Origin of the sequence: Paraburkholderia translucens, from assembly GCF_020881035.1 — a bacterium.
GTDB classification, from domain to species: domain Bacteria; phylum Pseudomonadota; class Gammaproteobacteria; order Burkholderiales; family Burkholderiaceae; genus Paraburkholderia; species Paraburkholderia translucens.
Map to the genome: position 1 here is coordinate 46,475 of NZ_JAJITC010000004.1, position 21,037 is coordinate 67,511.

At 63.3% G+C, this 21,037-nt stretch carries 12 protein-coding genes and 1 pseudogene; 6 read left to right on the plus strand and 7 right to left on the minus strand.

The features are described from left to right. Nucleotides 1-103 precede the first annotated feature (103 nt). Nucleotides 104-3,691: an indolepyruvate ferredoxin oxidoreductase family protein gene (locus LJ655_RS08105; protein WP_230560739.1), complete on the plus strand. Its 3,588-nt coding sequence runs from the start codon at nucleotides 104-106 to the stop codon at nucleotides 3,689-3,691. 13 nt (nucleotides 3,692-3,704) lie between these two features. Here the strand turns inward: LJ655_RS08105 and LJ655_RS08110 are convergent, their stop codons facing one another. Both LJ655_RS08110 and LJ655_RS08115 read right to left on the minus strand, forming a co-directional pair. Further along, nucleotides 3,705-4,406, minus strand: coding sequence for a copper homeostasis protein CutC (locus LJ655_RS08110; RefSeq protein ID WP_230560740.1), 702 nt, complete (start codon nucleotides 4,404-4,406; stop codon nucleotides 3,705-3,707). Between the two features lie 35 nt (nucleotides 4,407-4,441). Further along, nucleotides 4,442-5,728, minus strand: a complete 1,287-nt coding sequence (locus LJ655_RS08115; RefSeq protein WP_230560741.1) for an EAL domain-containing protein — start codon at nucleotides 5,726-5,728, stop codon at nucleotides 4,442-4,444. Between the two features lie 324 nt (nucleotides 5,729-6,052). On the opposite strand from LJ655_RS08115, the gene LJ655_RS08120 reads away from it, so the two are divergent. Further along, nucleotides 6,053-7,708, plus strand: coding sequence for a Na+/H+ antiporter (locus tag LJ655_RS08120; protein WP_230560742.1), 1,656 nt, complete (start codon nucleotides 6,053-6,055; stop codon nucleotides 7,706-7,708). A 60-nt stretch (nucleotides 7,709-7,768) separates the two neighbouring features. Here the strand turns inward: LJ655_RS08120 and LJ655_RS08125 are convergent, their stop codons facing one another. Continuing rightward, nucleotides 7,769-9,076: a solute carrier family 23 protein gene (locus LJ655_RS08125; protein ID WP_230560743.1), complete on the minus strand. Its 1,308-nt coding sequence runs from the start codon at nucleotides 9,074-9,076 to the stop codon at nucleotides 7,769-7,771. A 196-nt stretch (nucleotides 9,077-9,272) separates the two neighbouring features. On the opposite strand from LJ655_RS08125, the gene LJ655_RS30320 reads away from it, so the two are divergent. The 4 genes and pseudogenes from LJ655_RS30320 to LJ655_RS08145 all read left to right on the plus strand — a co-directional run bounded on the left by LJ655_RS30320 (nucleotide 9,273) and on the right by LJ655_RS08145 (nucleotide 12,035). Next, complete coding sequence (locus tag LJ655_RS30320) at nucleotides 9,273-9,620, plus strand: hypothetical protein (protein ID WP_230560744.1); 348 nt, start codon at nucleotides 9,273-9,275, stop codon at nucleotides 9,618-9,620. A gap of 33 nt (nucleotides 9,621-9,653) precedes the next feature. Next, on the plus strand, nucleotides 9,654-9,992 hold the full coding sequence (locus LJ655_RS30325) for an SRPBCC family protein (protein WP_230560745.1): 339 nt from the start codon (nucleotides 9,654-9,656) through the stop codon (nucleotides 9,990-9,992). Further along, nucleotides 9,989-10,323, plus strand: a pseudogene (locus LJ655_RS08140) (aromatic-ring-hydroxylating dioxygenase subunit beta); the annotation flags it as partial. The gene LJ655_RS30325 and the pseudogene LJ655_RS08140, both read left to right, overlap by 4 nt. 566 nt (nucleotides 10,324-10,889) lie before the next feature. Beyond that, entirely contained in the window at nucleotides 10,890-12,035 is a 1,146-nt protein-coding gene (locus LJ655_RS08145; protein WP_230560746.1) for a site-specific integrase, read from the plus strand. Between the two features lie 156 nt (nucleotides 12,036-12,191). On the opposite strand, the gene brxL is transcribed toward LJ655_RS08145, so the two are convergent. From brxL to LJ655_RS08165, 4 genes are read right to left on the minus strand one after another with little or no spacing between them, the layout of a single operon-like run. After that, nucleotides 12,192-14,324, minus strand: a complete 2,133-nt coding sequence (gene brxL, locus LJ655_RS08150; RefSeq protein ID WP_230560747.1) for a BREX system Lon protease-like protein BrxL — start codon at nucleotides 14,322-14,324, stop codon at nucleotides 12,192-12,194. A gap of 3 nt (nucleotides 14,325-14,327) precedes the next feature. After that, nucleotides 14,328-16,850 (minus strand): PglZ domain-containing protein, encoded by a 2,523-nt coding sequence (locus LJ655_RS08155; RefSeq protein WP_230560748.1) that lies wholly within the window; start codon nucleotides 16,848-16,850, stop codon nucleotides 14,328-14,330. A 17-nt stretch (nucleotides 16,851-16,867) separates the two neighbouring features. Beyond that, entirely contained in the window at nucleotides 16,868-18,760 is a 1,893-nt protein-coding gene (locus tag LJ655_RS08160) for a BREX-1 system adenine-specific DNA-methyltransferase PglX (RefSeq protein ID WP_230560749.1), read from the minus strand. After that, a complete protein-coding gene (locus LJ655_RS08165) occupies nucleotides 18,757-21,036 on the minus strand; it encodes a BREX-1 system adenine-specific DNA-methyltransferase PglX (RefSeq protein WP_230560750.1) in 2,280 nt (759 codons plus the stop codon). The genes LJ655_RS08160 and LJ655_RS08165 overlap by 4 nt, the downstream gene beginning before the upstream one ends. Nucleotide 21,037: the final 1 nt, after the last annotated feature.

Consider the following 21,037-nt stretch of genomic DNA (forward strand, 5'->3'; position numbering starts at 1 on the left):
AAATAATTCACTCCCACGAGCGCTAAAAAATAGAGTCTCTTTCGCTGCGCCGCATCCGTGGCGCCACCACCGCGCGCGAAACCAGAACAATGGAGACTCGCCCATGACCGCCCGCCAGCCCATCGACGGCACGCCCGCCCTCGCCGACTACAAGCTGTCCGACAATCTCACCGCGACGCGCGGCCGGATCTTTCTGACCGGCACCCAGGCTCTCGTGCGCCTCGCGCTGATGCAGCGCGAACTCGACAAAACCCGCGGCTTGAACACGGCCGGGTTCATCAGCGGCTATCGCGGCTCGCCGCTCGGCATGGTCGATCAGCAGTTGTGGAAGGCAAACAAACTGCTCGCCGCGAGCGACATCCGCTTCCTGCCCGCGATCAACGAAGAACTCGGCGGCACCGCCGTGCTCGGCACACAGCGCGTCGAAGCCGATCCGCAGCGCACCGTCGATGGCGTCTTCGCGATGTGGTACGGCAAAGGCCCGGGCGTCGACCGCGCGGGCGACGCGCTCAAGCACGGCAACGCCTATGGCTCATCGCCGCACGGCGGCGTGCTGGTAGTCGCGGGCGACGATCACGGCTGCGTGTCGTCGTCCATGCCGCATCAAAGCGACTTCACGATGATCGCGTGGCATATGCCGGTGGTGAACCCGTCGAACGTCGCGGACATGCTCGAATTCGGCCTGTACGGCTGGGCGTTGTCGCGCTTCTCGGGCGCCTGGGTCGGCTACAAGGCCATTTCCGAGACCGTCGAATCAGGCTCCACCGTCGATCTCGACGCGCTGCAAACCGAATGGGCGCTCCCTCAGGAATTCGAAGCACCGGCGGGTGGTCTGCACAACCGCTGGCCCGATCTGCCGAGCCTGACGATCGAAGCGCGTCTGCACGCGAAGCTCGACGCGGTGCGTCACTTCGCGCGCACGAACAGCATCGATAAATGGATCGCGCCGAGCCCGCACGCGAACGTCGGCATCGTCACGTGCGGCAAGGCGCATCTCGATCTGATGGAGGCGCTGCGCCGGCTCGATCTGACGCTCGCCGATCTCGACGCGGCAGGCGTGCGCATCTACAAGGTCGGGCTGTCGTTTCCGCTGGAGATGACGCGCATCGATGCGTTCGTGTCGGGTCTGTCCGAAGTGCTCGTGATCGAAGAGAAAGGTCCCGTGATCGAGCAACAGATCAAGGACTATCTGTACAACCGCACGCAGGGCACGCGGCCCGTCGTGATCGGCAAGCACGCCGAAGATGGCACGTTGCTGCTCTCGTCGCTCGGCGAATTGCGGCCCTCGCGCATCCTGCCGGTGTTCGCGAACTGGCTCGCGAGGCACAAGCCGGCGCTCGATCGGCGCGAACGCGTCGTCGATCTGGTCGCGCCGCAAATCCTGTCCAATGCAGCGGACAGCGTAAAGCGCACGCCGTACTTCTGCTCCGGTTGTCCGCACAACACATCGACGAAAGTGCCGGACGGCTCGATCGCGCAGGCGGGCATCGGCTGTCATTTCATGGCTTCGTGGATGGAGCGCGACACGACCGGGCTGATTCAGATGGGCGGCGAAGGCGTCGACTGGGCCGCGCATTCGATGTTCACGAAAACGCGCCACGTGTTCCAGAATCTCGGCGACGGCACCTACTTTCACTCCGGCATTCTTGCGATCCGCCAGGCAGTCGCCGCGAACGCGACGATCACGTACAAGATCCTCTATAACGACGCGGTCGCGATGACCGGCGGTCAGCCGGTCGACGGCAGCATCTCGGTGCCGCAGATCGCGCGTCAGGTCGAAGCCGAGGGCGTGTCGCGCTTCGTCGTGGTCAGCGACGAGCCCGAGAAATACGACGGCCATCACGACCAGTTTCCGCGCGGCACGACGTTTCACCACCGCAGCGAAATGGACACCGTGCAGCGCGAGTTGCGCGATACCGACGGCGTGACCGTGTTGATCTACGACCAGACCTGCGCGGCCGAAAAACGCCGCCGTCGCAAGAAGGGGGAATTTCCCGATCCCGACAAGCGGCTCTTTATCAACGAGGAAGTCTGCGAAGGCTGCGGCGATTGCGGCGTGCAGTCGAATTGCCTGTCGGTGGAACCGGTCGAAACCGCGCTCGGCCGCAAGCGCCGCATCGATCAGTCGTCGTGCAACAAGGACTACTCGTGCGTGAATGGCTTCTGCCCGAGCTTCGTCACCATCGAAGGCGCTACGCTGAAGAAAGCCGCGGGTGCCGCGTTCGATCCGCAGGCGCTCGCCGCGCACGTCAGCGCGCTGCCGATTCCCGCGACGCAACTCGATGCCGCACCGTACGACATCCTCGTCACCGGAGTCGGCGGCACCGGCGTCGTGACGGTCGGCGCGTTGATCAGCATGGCCGCGCATCTCGAAGGCAAGAGCGCGTCCGTGCTCGACTTCATGGGCTTTGCACAAAAGGGCGGCTCGGTGCTGTCGTTCGTGCGCTTTGCCGCGCGCGACGAATGGTTGAACCAGGTGCGCATCGACACACAGCAGGCTGACGTGCTGCTCGCCTGCGACATGGTGGTCGGCGCGAGCGCCGACGCGTTGCAGACGGTGCGGCATGGCCGCACGCGCATCGTCGTCAACACGCATGCGATTCCGAACGCGAGCTTCGTGCAGAACCCGGACGCGACGCTGCATGCCGATGCGCTGATCGACAAGATGCGTCATGCGGCTGGCGTTGAGCGCATGTCGACGTGCGACGCGCACGCGCTCGCGACGCGTTTTCTCGGCGATACGATCGGCGCGAACATTCTGATGCTCGGGTTCGCGTGGCAACTCGGTCTCGTGCCGGTGTCATTCGCCGCGCTGATGCGCGCGATCGAACTGAACAACGTCGCAGTGCAGATGAACCAGCTCGCGTTCTCGATCGGCCGCATGGCCGCCGCCGATCCCGCCGCGCTCGAATCGCTGTGGCAGGCACGTCACGCGCACAAGCCAAGCGTGCGCATCGATACGCTCGACGAACTGATCGCGCATCGCGAAGAACGTCTGCTTGTGTATGGCGGCGCGCCTTATGTGAAGCGCTACCGCGCGCTCGTCGATACGGCGCGCCGCGCGGAACTTGCGGTCGACACGACGAGCGAGCGCGTGACACGCGCGGTCGCGACGACGTTCTATCGGCTGCTCGCGGTGAAGGATGAATACGAAGTCGCGCGTCTCTATACGGACGCCGCGTTCCGCGATGCGCTCGAAGCGCAGTTCGAGGGCGTCGCCGGCAAGGACTTCACGATCCGCTTCAACCTCGCGCCGCCGACGCTCACGCGCGCGCAGCCCGGCATCGTGCCCGCCAAAAAAACCTATGGTCAGTGGATGTGGCCCGTACTCGGCCTGCTCGCGAAATGGCGCGGCCTGCGCGGCACCGCGCTCGATCCGTTCGGCCGTACGCTGGAGCGCAGAATGGAGCGCGAACTCGCAAGCGATTACGAAACCACGCTGCAACGCGCGCTCGCCAAACTCGACGCAAGCCATCTCGAGGACGTCGCGAAACTCGCCGATCTGCATGCGCGCGTGCGCGGTTATGGACACGTGAAGCTGGCGAATCTCGCGGGCGTCAAGCGTGGTGAGCGTGAACTCGCTGCGCGTCTCGGCATCGACGCGGCGACCGGTGCGGCGGTGAAGAAGTCACTGGAGCAGATGAAGGGCGCCGGGCAATTGCGCGGCATTCCGGTGGTGGCCGCGAAGTAGTTCGTTGCGCGGCTCACCGTTCGGTCGCGTCGAGCTGCGCCCTCACCTGCGCGACTCGCGCCGGATCGACCGGCGCGAGTCCATTGCCGTTCACGCGCACGCCGGAGCCGAAATGCACGGCCTCGACGTGCGTCTGGCTCACGAAGTCCGCGACCGCATCGACCGTCAATCCGGCGCCCGCAAGGACCGTGCAATGCGAGCCGGACGCTTGCCGCACGAGTTCGCCAACCACTTCTCGCGCCTGCAACACCGACGGCTTTCCACCCGAGGTCAGCACATTCGTCACCGCATCGAAACGCAGCAACACGTCGAGTGCTGCGCGCAGATCGCCCGCTTCGTCGAACGCGCGGTGGAATGTGATAGGGAGGCCATCGGCGGCGTCGCACGCACGCGCGAGGCCTTCGCGATCGATCCCGCCGTGAGCGTCGAGCATGCCGATCACGATGCCGTTCGCGCCAGCCGCCTTCACGGCACCGATGTCGCGCAGCATCACCGCATAGTCGTCGGCGTCGTAGACGAACGAGCGGCTATGCGGCCGCACGATCACGTTGACGGGAATGCCGACAGCGGAAACCACCGCCTCGATCAACCCCACACTCGGCGTCAGACCGCCCTCACCCATCGCGGTCACGAGTTCGAGGCGGTCAGCGCCGGCCTGCGCGGCAGCGCGCGCATCGGCGACGGTCGTGGCAATCACTTCGAGCAGCACGGACATGAGCACAACCCGCTGTCGTTGAAAACGACATCATGTCAGATGCGCGCGTCGCGCTCCTCCTCGACCCAGTCGATATCGCCGCACAGCACGCAGATCTCGCCGCCCACGCGCGTCGCCACCGACAGCGTCACGCACGGCAACGCCTCGTTGATCGACAGATAAGGCCGCGTCACGTGCACGCGTTCCGGGGCATTGATCGCGACGCTGAAGTACGGACGACGCAGCCAGTTCGCACCCTGCGCGTCGGCGAGCGGCAGAAAGCGCGTTTCGCGCGCCGCGCGATCAGCGCGCAGCACGACGTTGCGGCCCGCCTGGCGCCCCTTCGCGTCGAGCAGAAAACAGCGCGCGGCGTGATCGAGCGCAAGGAAATTCCAGCACACCTCGTCGAGCGGCTCGCCCGCGGCGAGGCGCTCCGCGGCGCGCTCGAAGGCGCGCATATACGGCGCGAGCCGAATCGCGCTGCGCCGCTCGCGCGCCTCGGCCTGCTCGCGATAACGTTCGGTGACTTCGCCGATGCACGCCGCCGTATGCACGGCATCGGCCACCCCCGGACTCGGCCTGCCAAAGAAAAAGCCCTGCACGAAGTCGGCATTGCAGGCGAGCGCCATCTGCGCTTCGTGCTCGGTTTCCACGCCTTCGATCAGTACGAGCTTGCCCGCCTCATGCAGCAGCGACACGAGCCCCGGCAGGATCGTCGCCATGTCGGCGCGATGCGCGGCGTGCGACAGCATGATGCGGTCGAGTTTCACGATGTCGGGATTCAGCTGCCAGATACGCTCGATGTTCGAATGTCCCGCGCCGAAATCGTCGAGCGCGATGAGGAAGCCGCGCTCGCGAAACTCGCGCACCGCGTCGGCGAGCCGATCGAGATCGACGGCGCGCTGCTCGAGCACTTCGAGCACGACGCGGCGCGGCGACAGATCGAGCCGCCGCAGATTCGCGAGCAGCGCCGCCGCGAGATACGGGTCGGTCAGCACGCCCGGGTGCACGTTCAGAAACAGCCACTCGCGCTCGGCACCGAGCACCTTGAAGTTCTCCAGATGCAGCGTCTGCGCGAGCCGGTCGATCTGCAGCGCGTCGCCGATGCGCGCGGCCTCGCCGAATACGTCGAGCGCCGACACGGCGCGATCGAGCGCGTCGTGCGCGCGCAGCAAACCCTCGTAGCCGACCGCGCGCATATGCGACAGGCTAAAGACCGGCTGAAACACGCTCGTCAGCGTCAGCCCGCCATGCTGCACCGAATAGCGTTGAAGACCCGAGGTCACCTCGACCTCGAAGCCGTGCGGCACACTCGCCGCCTTGTCCTGTTGCGCAATCGTCATGCAATCCTCTCACGCAAGAGCCGGCCGGTCCGAACGTCGGAGCGACAAGACCGATGCCCGGTTCTAAAAATGTGCGTCATCGTTGAACGTTAAGCAAGGTCTGTGCGCACGGTGGCGCACATTGCGCTGTAACTCGATCGAAAGATTGCACCGGCGACAAGGTCCATGCGCCGACCGTGGGCGCGGCGCGCACCGTTGCGGTGCGCGGCTCGTGGGGAGCGTCGCGGCATCGCTCGTGGCTAGCGCGCGCGTGGCCGGGCTACACTCGGCGTTTGACATCTGTCCCTTCGCCACGGACGCCCCTTCGTTCGCCCGAAACACACGATGGAAATTGTCTTCACCGTCCTGATCCTGCTACTCGCCGTCGCGGCGTCCGGCGTGCTGACGCGCGCGTTGCCGTTCAAGCTGCCGCTGCCGCTCGTGCAGATTGCGATCGGCGCGATCCTCGCGTGGCCGCGCCTCGGATTGCACGTTGCGTTCGATCCGGAAATCTTCATGCTGCTGTTCATTCCGCCGCTGCTGTTCGCGGACGGCTGGCGCATTCCGAAGCGCGAGTTCTTCATGGCGCGCCGCGCGATCCTGATGCTCGCACTCGGCCTCGTGTTCATGACGGTGCTCGCGGTCGGCTACTTCGTGCATGCGCTGGTGCCGCAAATCTCGCTGCCGGTCGCGTTCGCACTCGCCGCGGTGCTCTCGCCGACCGACGCGGTCGCGCTCTCGGGCATCGCTGGCAACGACAAGATTCCGGGCCGGCTGATGCATATCCTCGAAGGCGAGGCGCTGATGAACGACGCCTCGGGCCTCGTCGCGCTAAAGTTCGCGATCGCCGCAGCGCTGACCGGCACGTTCTCGTTGCGTGACGCGTCGGTGAGCTTTGTCATCATTGCCGCGGGCGGCCTTGCGGTCGGTGCGGCGGTAAGCGCGGCGTTCAGCTTCGCGTCCACGCGCTTTCTCAATCTCACCGAGGAAGGCGACCCCGCGCCCGGCGTCGTGATGACGATGCTCATTCCGTTCGCGGCCTATCTGAGCGCCGAGCGCTTCGCGCTGTCGGGCATCCTCGCCGCCGTCTCCGCCGGCATGATGATGAACTACTCGAGCATCGCGCATACGTGGCAAGTCGCCTCGCGCGTGCGGACCACCAGCACCTGGACGATGATCGAGTTCGTGTTCAACGGCATGGTGTTCATCATGCTCGGCCTGCAGTTTCCGCACATCCTCGGCCGCGCGCTGCTCGACGCGCACGAAACCAGCGACGCGCGCGTCGCGCTGCTGATCGGGTACATCGTCGCGGTCGCGATCGCGCTGTACGCGATGCGCTTCGTGTGGGTGTGGCTGCTGCGCTGGTTCGCGAGCCGCGGGGCGGCGAAGCACGGCGTCGCCAACGCGGTGCCGGGGTTGCGCATGGTGTCGGTGACGACGGTGGCGGGCGTGCGCGGCGCGGTGACGCTCGCGGGCGTGTTGTCGCTGCCGGAGTTGCTGCCAAACGGCACGCCGCTGCCGGGACGCGATCTGGCGATCTTCATCGCGTCGGGCGTGATCCTGCTGTCGCTGCTGGTGGCGGTGGCCGCGTTGCCGCTGCTATTGCGCGGCTGGCGGCGCGGCAAGGACCCGCATGCGGCCGAGGAAGCGCTCGCGCGTACGCTCGCCGCCCAGGCGGCGATTCGCGCGGTCGGTCATCTGCGCGACAGCGAGTCGGCGGATCTGGAGGAATCGGCGCAGGCGTATGCCACCGATGTGACCGCGCGCGTGATGGACTTGTACCGCCGCCGCCTCGCGACGCTCGACGACGAACAGGCGCCACGCGAACTCGCGCGCCGCGCCGATGCGCTCGAATTCCGCATGAGGATCGCGGCGATGCGCGCCGAACGCAAGACGCTGCTCGACTTGCGCGACAGCCAGCGGATCAACGACGAGACGTTGAACAAGCTGATGCGAGAGGTGGATCTGTCGGAGACGGCGCTGACCGCTCGCAACCGGTAGAGGGTTCGCCGCCGCATCGACAACGGCACCGGTGGGCGAAGCGCCGATGCCGATCGACGCTCAGGCCACCGGCCCTTGCGTCGGCTTTCTTCTCAACAGCGCGTACAGGATGATCGCGCCGAACGTCGCGGTGCCGATGCCGCCGAGCCCGAAGCTGCCGAGCTTCAGCGAGAAGTCGCCGGCGCCAAGCACGAGCGTGACGGCCGCGACGATCAGATTGCGGTTGTCGGAGAAGTCGACCTTGTTGACGACCCAGATGCGCGCGCCGGTCACCGCGATCAGCCCGAACACGACGATCGACACGCCGCCCAGCACCGGGCCCGGAATGGTCTGGATCACCGCGCCGAACTTCGGCGAGAAGCCGAGCACGAGGGCGATCAGCGCGGCGATCACGAACACCAGCGTCGAATATATTTTCGTCACCGCCATCACGCCGATGTTCTCCGCGTACGTCGTCACGCCGGTGCCGCCCGCGAAGCCGGACACGATCGTCGCGAGCGCGTCGCCGATGAACGCGCGGCCGATGTAGCGGTCGAGGTTCTGGCCCGTCATCGCGCTCACGGCCTTGATGTGACCGAGGTTTTCGGCGACGAGAATCACCGCGATCGGCGCGAGCAGCGTCATCGCGTGCGGCTCGAACACCGGCGACATGAACTGCGGCATGCCGAACCACGCGGCGTTCGCGACGATCGAGAAATCGATCGGCTTGCCCATGCCGAGGCCGTTCGTGACGACCGCGTAAATGACGTAGGCAAGCAGCAGGCCGACCAGGATCAAGAGACGCTGCAGCATGCCGCGCGTGAACACGGCCACCGCACCGACGCACAGCACCGTCACGAGCGCCATCCACGAATCGAAGTTGCTGCCGCTCACGCCGTGCACGGCGATCGGCGCGAGATTCAGGCCGATCACGCAGACGATCGCACCGGTCACGACCGGCGGCATCAGCGTCTCGACCCAGCCGGTGCCGACCGCCGATACGATGAGGCCGATCACCGCGTACGCGACACCGCACGCGATGATGCCGCCCAACGCGACCGGAATGTTCGGATTCGCGCCGTGTCCGCCGTAGCCCGTCACCGCAATCACGAGCCCGATGAACGCGAAGCTCGAACCGAGATAGCTCGGCACTCGGCCGCCGACGAGCACGAAAAACAGCAGCGTGCCGATCCCCGACATGAAGATGCACAGGTTCGGATCGAAGCCCATCAGCAACGGCGCGAGCACCGTCGCACCGAACATCGCGACGACGTGCTGGACGCCCATCGCGAACATTTGCGGCCAACCGAGCCGTTCGTCGATGCCGACGATGCTGCCCTCGGCGGCGGCAGGCTGGCGGCGCCAGCGGGGGAAATAGGATGCGGCCATCGCGGGGATTCTCCTCAGGGTCGGCGTGATATGTGCCGAACCCGCGCTGCGGCGCGGGTCCGGCAAAGTTACGCGCGAGTTTACGGAGAGCAATGAGGGCTGGCAAGCGGGACGGGAAGCAAGCCTGAGAAGCGCGTCGTGCCGCGCGTGTCGAACCTGTCACATTCAAACGATTGGACACCAGGAGAGACACATCATGAGCGAAAAGCGCAGCGCCGGCGGATGGCGCGAGTTCGTTAGTGGCTGCCTGGACTTCCGCCCGGCGGAAGGCGTGTACCGGATTGCCCGTGACATGTTCACGGAGGCCGAGATGTTCTTCCTCCAGATGGAGTACGTCTCCGAGAAGACCTGGATCTATGCGTGCCACGGAAGCGAAATCGCCAAGAGGAACGATTTGCTGACGATGCAGCGCCTCGTCGAAGCCTATGGTCAGCCCAAGGCCGAATGGATGATGCACCGCCTGCGTAACTTGAACGTCTACCCGAGCCTGTTCTTCATGGACCAGATCAGCTCGCAGTTGCGCATCGTGCGCCCGGTCGCGTGAAACAAGGCCGAGATCATCAGCCAGTGCATCGGCGTGAAGGGCGAGTCGGCGAAGGATCGCGAGAGCCGCATTCGTCAGTTCGAAGACTTCTCTAACGTGGCCGGCATGGGCACGCCCGACGACCTCGTCGAGTTCCGCGAGCAGCAGCGCGGCTTCCAGGCGCGTCTCGAACGCTGGAGCGACATCTCGCGCGGACATCACAAGTGGGTCAGCGGCGCGACCGCGAACACCACGCTGCTCGGCATCGCGCCGAATCTGACCGGTACCGAGCCGACCCACGAAGGGCTTTACGTGAACCAGCACGGCACCTGGCGCGACACGATCCTCAAGGGGCTCGACAAATCCCTCGAATTGCAGGGAGAGCGGGCATGAGCCAACTCCAACACTCCGTCGAGCAGTTTCTGTATCTGAAGGCCGATCTGTGCGACAAGCAGCAATGGGACGAATACCTCGAACTGTTCGATCCGCAGAGCGTGTTTCATGTGCCGCAGTGGGATTCGGAGCATGTGTACACGAGCGACCCGACGCAGGGCATGCCGTTGATCTACTACCCGGATCGCGCCGGCCTCGAAGACCGCGTGTTCCGTCTGCCACCGGCAAGTCGGCCGCGCCGACGCCGCTGCCGCGCACGATGCATCAGATCAGCAACGTGCGTCTGACCGAACGCGAGGATGCGATGGTCGAAGCGAACGTGAACTGGTCTCTTCGAACGGACCACCGACATCGCGTGCTTCGAGACTGACGTAGTGCCTGTGCAGCATGTCACCGCGCTTCCGTCCATGTACAAGGTTACAGCGCAGGATCGAGCGATATGCCCTTTCGCACCGTAACGCTGCCAAGCAGTTTTTGCGGGTCAGGCACAGCGATATCTGGCGCTCTCGCTCGGATTAATCTCTTCCGGTATGCGGATCGAGAATGACTACGGCATGGGGAATTGACGGGTAAGCTTGGTCGCAAGCGGTAACGTTCTGCGCGACTGTTGATCCCCGGTTGAAGCGTATGCGGTCCTCCGCCCAGACAGGTAATTGTCTTGTCACCTTGATGTCACCCTGCGAGGTGTCAATTCAGACGACGACGGAAGAAGCACAAAAAGAAAAACCAACCTACATGGCTGGTTTTAAAGGGATTTCCTGATGGGAGGAGGAGGATCGAACTCCCGACCTTCGCATTGCGAATGTAAAAACCACGCCAATAAATACGGGGCATGTAGCCCATTTCTCGATTATTTGCCACAATATCGCCACACTCCATTCAAGCGAGCGTCGAGATATGCCGACCATCCGAAAGCGTGGGCAGTACCAATGGGAAGCGCAGGTACGCCGGCGCGGATACCCCGCGCAAAGCAAGACCTTTACTACCAAGGCCGAGGCGGAAGCGTGGGCCAGCATGATCGAATCGGAAATGTCGCGCGGGGTATGGGTCAGCCGCAATGAGGCTGAGGCAACAACACTCTATGAAGCGCTGAAACGCTACGAGGAAGAGATCTCCCTCTCAAAGAAGGGGGCGGCACAAGAAGCTTCCGTCTTAAAGACCTGCCAAGCTGCTGACTTGGCGAAGCGGCCGTTAGCCACAATCCGGAGCGCCGACATTGCGAAACTTCGAGATGAATGGCTGAAGGACTACAAACCTGCCACGGTACTGCGTCGCTTGGCTGTTCTTTCGCATGTGTTCAACGTTGCCCGCAAGGAATGGGGAATGGAGAGCTTATCGAATCCGGTCGAGCTAATTCGGAAGCCACAGCCGAACAACGCGCGGACGCGACGCATTGCCCTCGGCGAGCCTGCAGCAGGAGTTCCAGATGCCGATGATTCCGAATCAGCGCGGGGCGCGCAGGACGGCGAGCTCGAGCGGGTCGTAATGGCCAGCAACTCGGCGCTGCTGCCCGCCATTGTCTGGCTGGCCGTTGAAACCGCTATGCGCCGCGGGGAAATTGTGTCGCTGCGATGGGAGCACGTGGATCTCAAGCGCCGCGTCGCGCACCTACCGGCCACAAAAAACGGAGACGCCCGCGACGTGCCATTATCTCCTCGAGCCATCGCGGTACTTCAGGCCCTCCAAGACAATCGCGGCGAAAACACGGATGCCCCCAAAGTTGCCCCCACGGATGACGGCCTAGGCGACGATACGCGAAGAGTGTTCGAGATTCGCAACGACGCCGTTACTAGGGCTTTTGAACGTGCAGTTGCGCGTGCACGCAAGAGCTACCTGGAAGAATGCAGAGAAGCCAGCCGACGACCTGATGGGAAGTTTCTGACCGACCTCCGCTTTCATGACCTTAGGCACGAAGCCACTTCGCGCTTGGCGTCAATCTTCCCATTGCACGAGCTAACGAAGATTACGGGCCACAAAGATCCGCGCATGCTGATGCGGTATTACCACCCACGCGCTGAAGATTTGGCGAAGAAGCTTCGATAAAACCGAAGTCCGCATACGGAACGCGTTGCTGGCATCGGCGCACGGCGTCCCGGCGCGCCACCGGCAGAAACGACGTCCAAAGTCTTGCGCATGGGGTCTTCGGTCATCTGCCAATTGGGTGTCCTGTGCCAGGATGTCATGATGCACAGCGTCAATCTAGGCGGCAGGTGCCTTGAAGATGTCCACCTTGGTTTCCAAGCACCGCCGCAAGCTGATGTCATTGGCGCCCACGCCGAACCAGCTGTCGGGCTTCTGGAAGAAGTCCAGCCCGCGCCCAATCTTGATCGTCCAGCCGTTGTCGATGCGGATCTCCCGGTCGTGCAGGTTCTCGTTCACCTTCACATCCAGCGCTACGTCCAGTTCCAGCAAGCTTTGCTTGAGCTCGTCTAGGCGCGATGTCAGGTCCTGCAGGTTGGTCGTGTCGTCGTAGCTGGTGATCAGCATGATGTTGCGGACGGAGGGGGCCTTGATCACGGCTTCGCAGAAGCGGACGAAATTCTGCACCTGGTGCGTGGCGCGGATATACGGATCTTCGATGGTTACCGACCGAGCGCCGCGCAGATACGGCAGCACGATGGACTCGTAGCTGTGGCCAGTGTCACCGTAGTGGATGGTGAAGTGCTGCTCGGTCAGCTCAGGCTCGGCCGGCATAGCAATCTCCTGCGGAGTTGCGGAGGCCAGCAGCGTAGATTCTGGCTCAACCACGGTCGCAACCGCGGGTGGGGCCGCAGGTGACGGCGCTGGTGCAGTTGGCTCCGCAGGAACCAATGATGGTACAGGCGCGCCGCCATGGATGCTGCGGCGGCTGGGCTCCAGCGTAGCCGTGGCGTTACGCGACTCGGGGCAGAACACTACAACCTCTTGCCCGGTCGCGCTGATGTAGGACAGATTGATGCGCGCGTACTCGTCGTCCGTCTTGCGCTTGTTCATCTGCTCCTTCACGCGGCGCCGGCCTTCAACGGCGTAGGCCACGTATTCTTCGAACTCCGCGTCGGTCGGGCTGCCGTTGGGGTGCAGGATCTTCAGGAACGCACAGACAGTCTTCTTGACGCCCTTCTCGTCGCGCCCCTCCACCTCGCGACCCAGCTTGATGCGCTTGCTGACCTCTTCGTAGCGGTTAGTCTGCTTAAGTTGATGGTGGAAGGCTTCGGCGAGGTAGTCTGTGATGAAGCCGTAACGGCTGGTCAAGAATTCGCTGCTGTTCTTGGGCATCTCCCAGCCCGGCAGGTAGCACGCAAAGCGATCCTGCACCGCTAGGTCGAATTCCTTGGGCAGTGGCTGGAACAGGTCGTACACCTCGGAGTGCACGATCTGGTCCACCGACAGGTCCAGGTTGCCCACGAAGGCCATGGACGCATCCGCGATGACCTCCACGCCGCGCGAGAAGCGCCCGTTGGCCATGAAGTCTTTCATGATCTGGATCGTGTCCGGGTCCTTCACCTTCAGGCCGCCCACCTCGTCGAAGGCGACGGTGTCCCAGAAGCCCACCAGGCCGATCTTGTGGCGCTGGCTGTTGTAGAACAGCACGGCCTTGGTGGCTTGGCCACCGCTGATCAGCGTGGAGTAGGGCGAGAACTCGCTAAAGAAGTACGACTTGCCCGTGCCGCGTGGACCCAACTCGATGAAGTTGTAGTTGGCCTCAATCAGCGGCGCGAGGCGAGCGATGTAGTGGAACTTGACCCGGGCTGACAGCTTGCTGGGCTCCAGGCCCACCGAGCGCAGGATCACGTCCATCCACTCGTCGCGGGTGAAGCCGGCGCGGCCTTCGCAGTAGCGATCAAAGTCAAAGCGGCTGAGCTGGATAGGCCGCAGGTCTTCGACGTAGAAGGTGTACTTGTCGTCTTCCACCTCGTTGAAGGCCACGGTCACTTCCGCCCACAAGCCGCCTTGCAGCAGGCGGTCGTTGTCGCGGTAGTACTTTTCGCCGATGGCTACGCGGCGCGAGTCGAAATTCTCCAGCGCAGCCCAGTGCCGGCGGTCCTTCTCCACGTAGTTGACATGCACCTTGTCGATGAACCGATGCTTGCCCTTGGTGGCCACGCGCGACTGGGCAGCGTTGGCATCGTTGGGCCGTACGTAGTTCTCGTTCAACGTGTCCAGCACGGCTTCCATGCCAGCCTGGATCTCTGCCGGATCATCGCTGGCGCAGTAGCGGGCCAGCAAGAACTCCAGCACGAAGGTGGGCACGTTCGTGCCCTTCTTGATGCGGTGAAGCAGGTCCTTGCGCACCACCTTGCCGTCGAAGGCGGTGGCCAGCTTGCGGTCCAAGTCGTCTGGGCTGTATTCCATGGCTTACACCGTGTAGTCGGTCGCCAGGTCGAGCTGGCTGTAGATCTCATTGGTCTTGGGATCGAGCGCCTTCACTTTGAACTTGCCCTCGAATTCGAGCTGCATCCTCAAAGTCACTTGCACCTTCTCGCCCGCGTGCAGTGTCAGCGCACCGGTTGCCGCGTTGACGGCGCCACCTGCGCGCGCCTCACCCACGACATTGCCCTTGGCATCCTGTGCTTCCAGCAAGATCTCGAACGCACTGTCGGCCGAGAACATATCGGCCCCGTCCGCGGCCACATCGATCACCGGCACCCGGGTCGTAACCTTTGTTGCGCCGTTCTTGTAGGCCAGCGAGACCACCGCACGGGTCAGCGCCGGCTGGGCCTGCACCTTCAGCTGCAGCGTCAACACCGGGACCACGCACTCCTGCAACGAGGCGCCGCCGTGGAAGTACTGCAGGCCCGCCCTATAGGCGGCCAGCGTCAGTGGTCCCGCAACCTTGGCAAAGTCACCGCGCACGCCCAGCCGGTCAGCCGGCATCAGGTAGTGCGTGTTGCCCGCAGCCCCATCGCCGAGCGCGCAGCGGTCGTGCTCAATCAGCCAGTTGCCTTCGGGCTTACCGCAGACGTCACCCGCACCGGCATGGGTGTTGATGAAGAAGCCGTGGTCGGTGGCGATCACCACATCCTGGAAGCCAGCCTCCTCTAGGCGGTGGATGGCCATCCGGATGCGGCGCAACGCGTTGGTGATTTCAGCGGGCGCGGTGTCGGGATTGTTCTCGAAGTGGCTGTCAATTTCCACCGCGCGCAGCACCAGCAGGTCAGCATCGGCCGGCACCTCCAAGCGGCCGCGTACGTACTCCTCCAAGCGACCCTCGGCGAAGCGCTGCCCGTATCGCTTGCGCAGCACGTCCATGCGCTGTGCCACGTTCATCACGGGCTGGTCAGCCAGCATGGGTGTCAGCCCGGCGGCGTCTCGGCGCAGGCTCAACTGCTGGCCCGCACCCGGCAGCAGGGCCGCCATGCCCACCGGCGTGATGGTGGGCAGCGGCGCCAGGGCCGCTTGCAGTGCCGCCACACCGTCGTCGGCCAACTGCTGTTCCAGCGCCACGCCTAGCTCGTAGCGCAGCGCATCGATCATCAAATAAGCCACCCTGTGGCCATGCTGCTGCAGCTTTGGCGCGACGAATCGGTCGAACACATCCGCGTTCGCCAGTTGGCCCACCAGAGGCCAGCCACCCGCCTGCAGGTGGCGGGTGAAGGCCTGCTGGGTTTTCTCGGCCAGGCGACCATAGGCGCTGCGCGCTTGCTGGCGCACCGGCTTCATGACGTTTTGGGTGTCTTGCCATTCGAAGTCACCCAGCGCTTGCTCGAACTCGCGGTGCAGCCGATCAGCCTCGCGCAGCGAGCCTGTATAGAACGCCAGCAAACGGGCCATGTCCTGGCAGTGCTGAGGCAGCTGCTCTTCCAGCTCTTCACAACGAAGGCCCAGTTCCAAAGCAGCGCGCAGCAGGTCCCACTTCAGCCGGCTTTCACCACGCGAAGCCCACACCGAGCGACGCTGGCGATCCAAGACGCTGCGCACACCATCCACGTCGTCGCTCAGCAAGGCCGCCATGCCGCGTTCCAGCGCGCTGCGCTCCTCGAATGGGAAGGTCTCACGTGGCCCCAGGTCTTGAATTGCGGCGCAGTGCTGGGCCAGCCCCAACTCCTGCTCTAGCTTTTGGGCACGGTCGATGTATACAGGTTGAGTCCGGCGGTCGTTGCGCAGGTCTTCACACAGCGCATAGATCACTGCCAGGCCAGTTTCGGGCACCTTTGGTAAGTCGGCCAGGCTGTCCGGCAAAGGGCACGGGAGGTCAAAGGCAAACTCGCTGAATAGCACGTAGCGCCATAGCTCTTCGGCGATGGAGGACCAAGCCCGGCCGCGGGTGCGCAGGGTCAAAGTCAAGCTGCTCTTGAGCAGATCTCGTGCTTCGTTCACCCAAGTGTCACCAGCCTTCAAGGCCTGCTCCTGGGCGGCGCTGGGCGCCATCAGCGCGAGCAAGATGTTGCGGCTAGATTCCACCCCGAGCAGGGCACGCAAGGTGGGCCAGCCCACCCCGCCCCCCAAGGCGTCGATGATCGCGAACGACGGGTTCGGGTCGGCTTGAAACACCTTGCGCAGTTCCAGCACTTGGTCGGGCTTGGCGTTGAGACATAGGCTCTCAAAGCGATCGCCATCGCCATCCGGGAACACGCGACCGCTGGCGGCGAAGGCGCTGAACGGGTCCCTTTGCTTGGCCTCGTCGTCCACGGGGGCTGGGGCCGGCACGTACACCAGTAAATGCTCGATCGTCCCTTGGCCCAAGTCCACCAAGGCTTGTGCAGCTTGCTCACGGCTGGTAATGCTGCTGGTGCTGGCATCCACCACTCGGCAGTGCTCGCTTTGCATGCTGTTGCAGGTGCCGAGGTAGCGGCGTTCAGGGTCATAGACTACCAACACGCCCTTGTCGGTCATGCGGGGCGTCAGGATCTCCTGCTGGATGAAGGTTTCGATGCGCATGGTTGATAGTGCGTGGGTCAGGTGTCGGCCTTCTTGCGGCCACGAGACTTCTTGAGCGCCATTTCGGGTTCGACGTACAACTCTTCTAAACCGTGAGAGATGGCCAGGCTCTTGTCGGACTTGCACCGCTCGCGCACGCGGTCAGGCCAGTAGGCCATGGCCAGATGCGCCCAGTCGTAGTCGCCCTTCTGCAACTTGGCCCAGGTATCTCTCAATACCTTCTGCCACGGCTTGTGGCGGAACAGTGGCCACAGCGGCGCGGCGGTGATCTGCACGCCGTCGTCGTGGTTTGGCTGGTAGTTCTGGGCCAGGCCTTGGAGGGTGTCCCGCAGATCGCTCAGCTCTTGGGCCAGAGTCTGCAGCGCTTCGAACTGCTTCTCTTCATCGGGCGTGCGAGCACCATCCTTGTTGCGCAGGGCATTCACATCCTCATCGACCTGCTTGAGCTTGGGCTCAACAAAGTCGTTGATGGCAGTGTACAGCGTTTGGCGTGTGAGGCTGGGGTAGTACATCCACAGCGTATAGCTGCCCGACACCGTGCTCAGCGGCCAGTAGATGGGTGCCTTGCGGCGGCTCTTGGAATAGCGCTGCAAATGGAAGGTGAAGAAGTCCTTCTGAAGCCAGTGGCGCAGGTCTCCATGTGCCGGGATATCTACGCGTGACAGCACGTCTTCCAACACACTAACCAGGTCCTGGGGGTGCCCAGCGTCGTCCACCAAGATGCCTGGGTGGACGTGGAAGGGCGCCGCGCCATCGGGCAGCATGCCGGGGCTCTTTCTGGGCAGTGGGTCAAAGGGCTCCGGTTCGGGCGGCATTGCGCGCTCGCCGGTGGCCAAGCGAAAATCGAAGCGACCGAAAGCTACGCCCACCGCCCAGGAAATGAGGCTGTTGGTCTGTGATATTCCCGAGGCGGTGTCGTCGTCAGCCTCGGCGTCGTCGCCGACTTCCGCATCGTCCTCATTGGCCGCATCTTGGCTAGCCTGCACTGCAGCGCGGTCAACTTCGTTGAATCCGTAGAGGTTAAAGACGATTTCGTCAATCTCCTCTTGCAGGCAAGCAAGCTTACGCTGTATTGCGGTCGGTTCGTAGTCTCCGACTCGATCACGAATCGCTGTCGGTAAGACAAAGGCATGTGACACCTCGTTTACCGTGTCCAATCGTCGCCTCAGCAACCAAGATTCGCGGCCAATCTCGCTGAGGCGCGAGCTTTCTTCGCTTCCCGGCGAAGGGGTAGGCAGACGAGATAGTGTCCCATTTCTGTAAAGGGCAAATCCAGCTCTCCCTAGAAGCAGTTTATGAAGGCTATCGGCTGCTCCAGAGTTCAGTATGCAAAGGATCGCCAGCAGGTCCGCGGAGTCCGAGAACGCTTGCGTTCCGTTGTCTCCGAATATGCAGCCCGGGGGTGTTAAGTGCGGAGCGAGGCGAGCAGCGCGCAGAGTTTGGAACAGACCTGGCCTGAAGTAGAAATCGCTATTCCTAATGTACGAAATCACCTCACCAGTCTTCGTATTGCAGAAGTTCGCGATCTCTTTGCCGTGGCCTGCCCATTTAACTACGAGGAAAACGTCCGCATAAAAGGGAGAGTGGGTCCCACCCTTCGCAAGAGGAACCCAGACTTCGCGTAGCGCCTCGGTTTCCCAATTCGCGCGCAAGAACCGAAAGTCATCTGATGTCTGTAGGCCCGCACGAGCGGTTCGGCCTTGAGCCTCAAAAGGGGGAATTCTCTTGAACACGCTCCGGACATTGGCGCTTATCCAATAAGCAAATGGCGATCCGGGCACCTCTTTGAGGACACTAACGTCCACTTCAAAAGTTTCGGTTGTTGAGCGCCCAGCCCTGAAATCGCGGCATATCTGCTGAAGCGCGGTTGCTTTGTCTGCGTCCTGCAGCAGCCGGAGAAATGTCGTCATGCAGTCTTCTCCAGTACGTAAGCAGCTGCTTCCACCATTGCATCATCCATAACACCTAGGCCCAGGTCCGCCATGATCTCGGGCCTAGCCGAACTGAGTACAAGCTCCTCTCGCCACTTTTGAAAGCTTGACAGAAAGAAGCAAGTGCGAGACGTAATTGCGCCGATGCGCCCGCCTGCACGCAGCAAATCAAGCCCGCGCTCGACCATGATTGCTAGCAAGTCGCTCTTGCTGCGTGAATAGCTGTTGGAGAGCTGATCCTTAGTATTCGCCGCCAGCGCACCAAATGGGGGGTTCATCACCACGACGTCAAACACCTCTCGGCACAGGTCAATTAGCCGCAAACCTTGCAACGCATCCTGCGCGAACAGCCGCCCCTGGTAGGTGGCTTTAGTCGCGTGAGCGAATTGGATGAGTGCCGCCCGCAGCCGGCCCTCTGCCTTGCGCCACTGCTCCACATCCGCCTCATGGAACAGGCTGCCGTGCTCGCCAAACACTGACCGCACCAAGCGCGGCAGTTCGCGCTCCACTTGAAGCAGCACGCCAAGTTCGGGCACGCCCTTAAGAAGTTGCAGGGTCTTTCTGAACAGCTCGGCATCCAGTTCGTCCAGCTCAGCTGCGAACTGCTCGCGCAGTTCCCTCTCGGCCGGTGGCGCGGTGGCAGCGATGACGTGGCCGAGCCCTACGGCCGGCCGATCCTTGGCCTTCACGCCCTCGTCGTGCCAAGCGCGCTGTGCTCGCAGCCACACCGCCAATGAAGCAATCTGCGCAGCGCGCGGGTCGATGTCCACGCCGTAGATGTTGTGCTCGATCACCAGACGCGGCACATCGCGCAGGTAATCTTCCTTGTCGGTATAGGTCTGACAAAGCGGCAGCAGCCCCGCATCAGGCGCGGTGCTCACGTCCAGGCTGCCGGGTCCGTGGGCCTGCTCCCAATCCCAGGCCTCTCGGTAAATGACAAGCAACAGGTCAAACGCATACAGGCCGAAGTGCATGGAGCCACAAGCCGGGTCTAGCAGCTTCAGGGCGCGGGGGTCACGCAACCGGCGGTACGGAATCAGCTTGACCTGCAGCTGCGGTTCGGTCACACGGCAGCGGCGCAAGAGCTCCTGGCAGGCCCCCATAAACCATCGGGTCCGGTAGATGCTGCCGTCCCCTCCGTGGCGATCAGTTCGGCACTCCATGAACAAGGCATCCCACAGGGCCTGAGTGCTGTAGGCGTCAAACCGACCCTCATGCAGCGACTGGTGAGTCTGCGGGTCCCACGCCTCCGACGGCACGCGGGCGTAGCCGTCCACGCAGTGGGCGAAATCGATCATGGCCTGCAGGCCCGCATCGGTGTCGTCAAAGGGCGGCAGGTCGTCCCATTTCGCAGCCATCACAAGGGCGGGCACGCTACCGGGACGCAGGTCGTCGCGGTCGAACTGGCGCAAAAACACATCACGCGGGCTGCACAGCAGGTACTGGCAGCGCTCACGCAGGCCGGAAGCCCCTTGGCCTGCTTCGTACCAGAGACGACCTAGGGTGTTGTCCACCAAAAACTCGACCACATAGCGCGGAGTGAAGAACTGGTTGCGCACCGCCAGCTCACGGCCGTTGCGCGGAGCTTGGCTGGCCTCGCGCATGGCCTTGCGCTCTTCCTTGCTGTTGAAGTACTGGTAAATCCAGCCGATAGTTTCGTCTTGCGGCCAGAGCGGCTCTATCTCGTGGTGGTTGAGCGCGGCCAGCACTTGCAGCAAGGCCGCTTCCCGCGGGAACAAGCGTCCCTGAGGTGCAAAGCGGTCAAACAGCGCAGGCAGCTCTTGCGCGAATTCGTCGAACAAGCTGAACAAGAAGGCCTGGTAGGCCTGACCGGTTTCGCCCAACGCGCTGCCGGCCACCATCTTGTACAGCTCAAACGCCTTCGACTGCTGACCCTGCCTGACCGCGGGAAGCAGTACGCCGCGAGCCTCCATCATCAAGAGCGCTGCCAGACGGTTCAACACCGTGAAGGCCTGCTCACGCACGATGCGGTCGATGATGGGCACCCGGTGGTCTGCATTGTCAGCCAGCCCTTCTGATGCCAGGTAGTGCGCCAGGGTTTGCCGGAGCAGGTCGGCGGTTTCGCGCTCGGCAGCGGAGAGGTGTGTCAAGCGGTCCAGCGGTGTCACCGCGCCGGTGTTCGGGTCCAAGCCATAGGTCTGCTGAACTTGGATGCGGAACTCGTCGGTCAGCAGGCCGCGGCATTCGGTGACCAGCTTCTGCAGCCGGCCCCGGGTCTTGTCGTCAAAGGCCATG

Coding starts and splice junctions, on each gene's coding strand:
- LJ655_RS08105 (WP_230560739.1), top strand. CDS start 104: ATGACCGCCCGCCAGCCCATCGACGGCACGCCCGCCCTCGCCGACTAC.
- LJ655_RS08110 (WP_230560740.1), bottom strand. CDS start 4,406: ATGTCCGTGCTGCTCGAAGTGATTGCCACGACCGTCGCCGATGCGCGC.
- LJ655_RS08115 (WP_230560741.1), bottom strand. CDS start 5,728: ATGACGATTGCGCAACAGGACAAGGCGGCGAGTGTGCCGCACGGCTTC.
- LJ655_RS08120 (WP_230560742.1), top strand. CDS start 6,053: ATGGAAATTGTCTTCACCGTCCTGATCCTGCTACTCGCCGTCGCGGCG.
- LJ655_RS08125 (WP_230560743.1), bottom strand. CDS start 9,076: ATGGCCGCATCCTATTTCCCCCGCTGGCGCCGCCAGCCTGCCGCCGCC.
- LJ655_RS30320 (WP_230560744.1), top strand. CDS start 9,273: ATGAGCGAAAAGCGCAGCGCCGGCGGATGGCGCGAGTTCGTTAGTGGC.
- LJ655_RS08145 (WP_230560746.1), top strand. CDS start 10,890: ATGCCGACCATCCGAAAGCGTGGGCAGTACCAATGGGAAGCGCAGGTA.
- brxL (WP_230560747.1), bottom strand. CDS start 14,324: ATGGAATACAGCCCAGACGACTTGGACCGCAAGCTGGCCACCGCCTTC.
- LJ655_RS08155 (WP_230560748.1), bottom strand. CDS start 16,850: ATGCGCATCGAAACCTTCATCCAGCAGGAGATCCTGACGCCCCGCATG.
- LJ655_RS08160 (WP_230560749.1), bottom strand. CDS start 18,760: ATGACGACATTTCTCCGGCTGCTGCAGGACGCAGACAAAGCAACCGCG.
- LJ655_RS08165 (WP_230560750.1), bottom strand. CDS start 21,036: ATGGCCTTTGACGACAAGACCCGGGGCCGGCTGCAGAAGCTGGTCACC.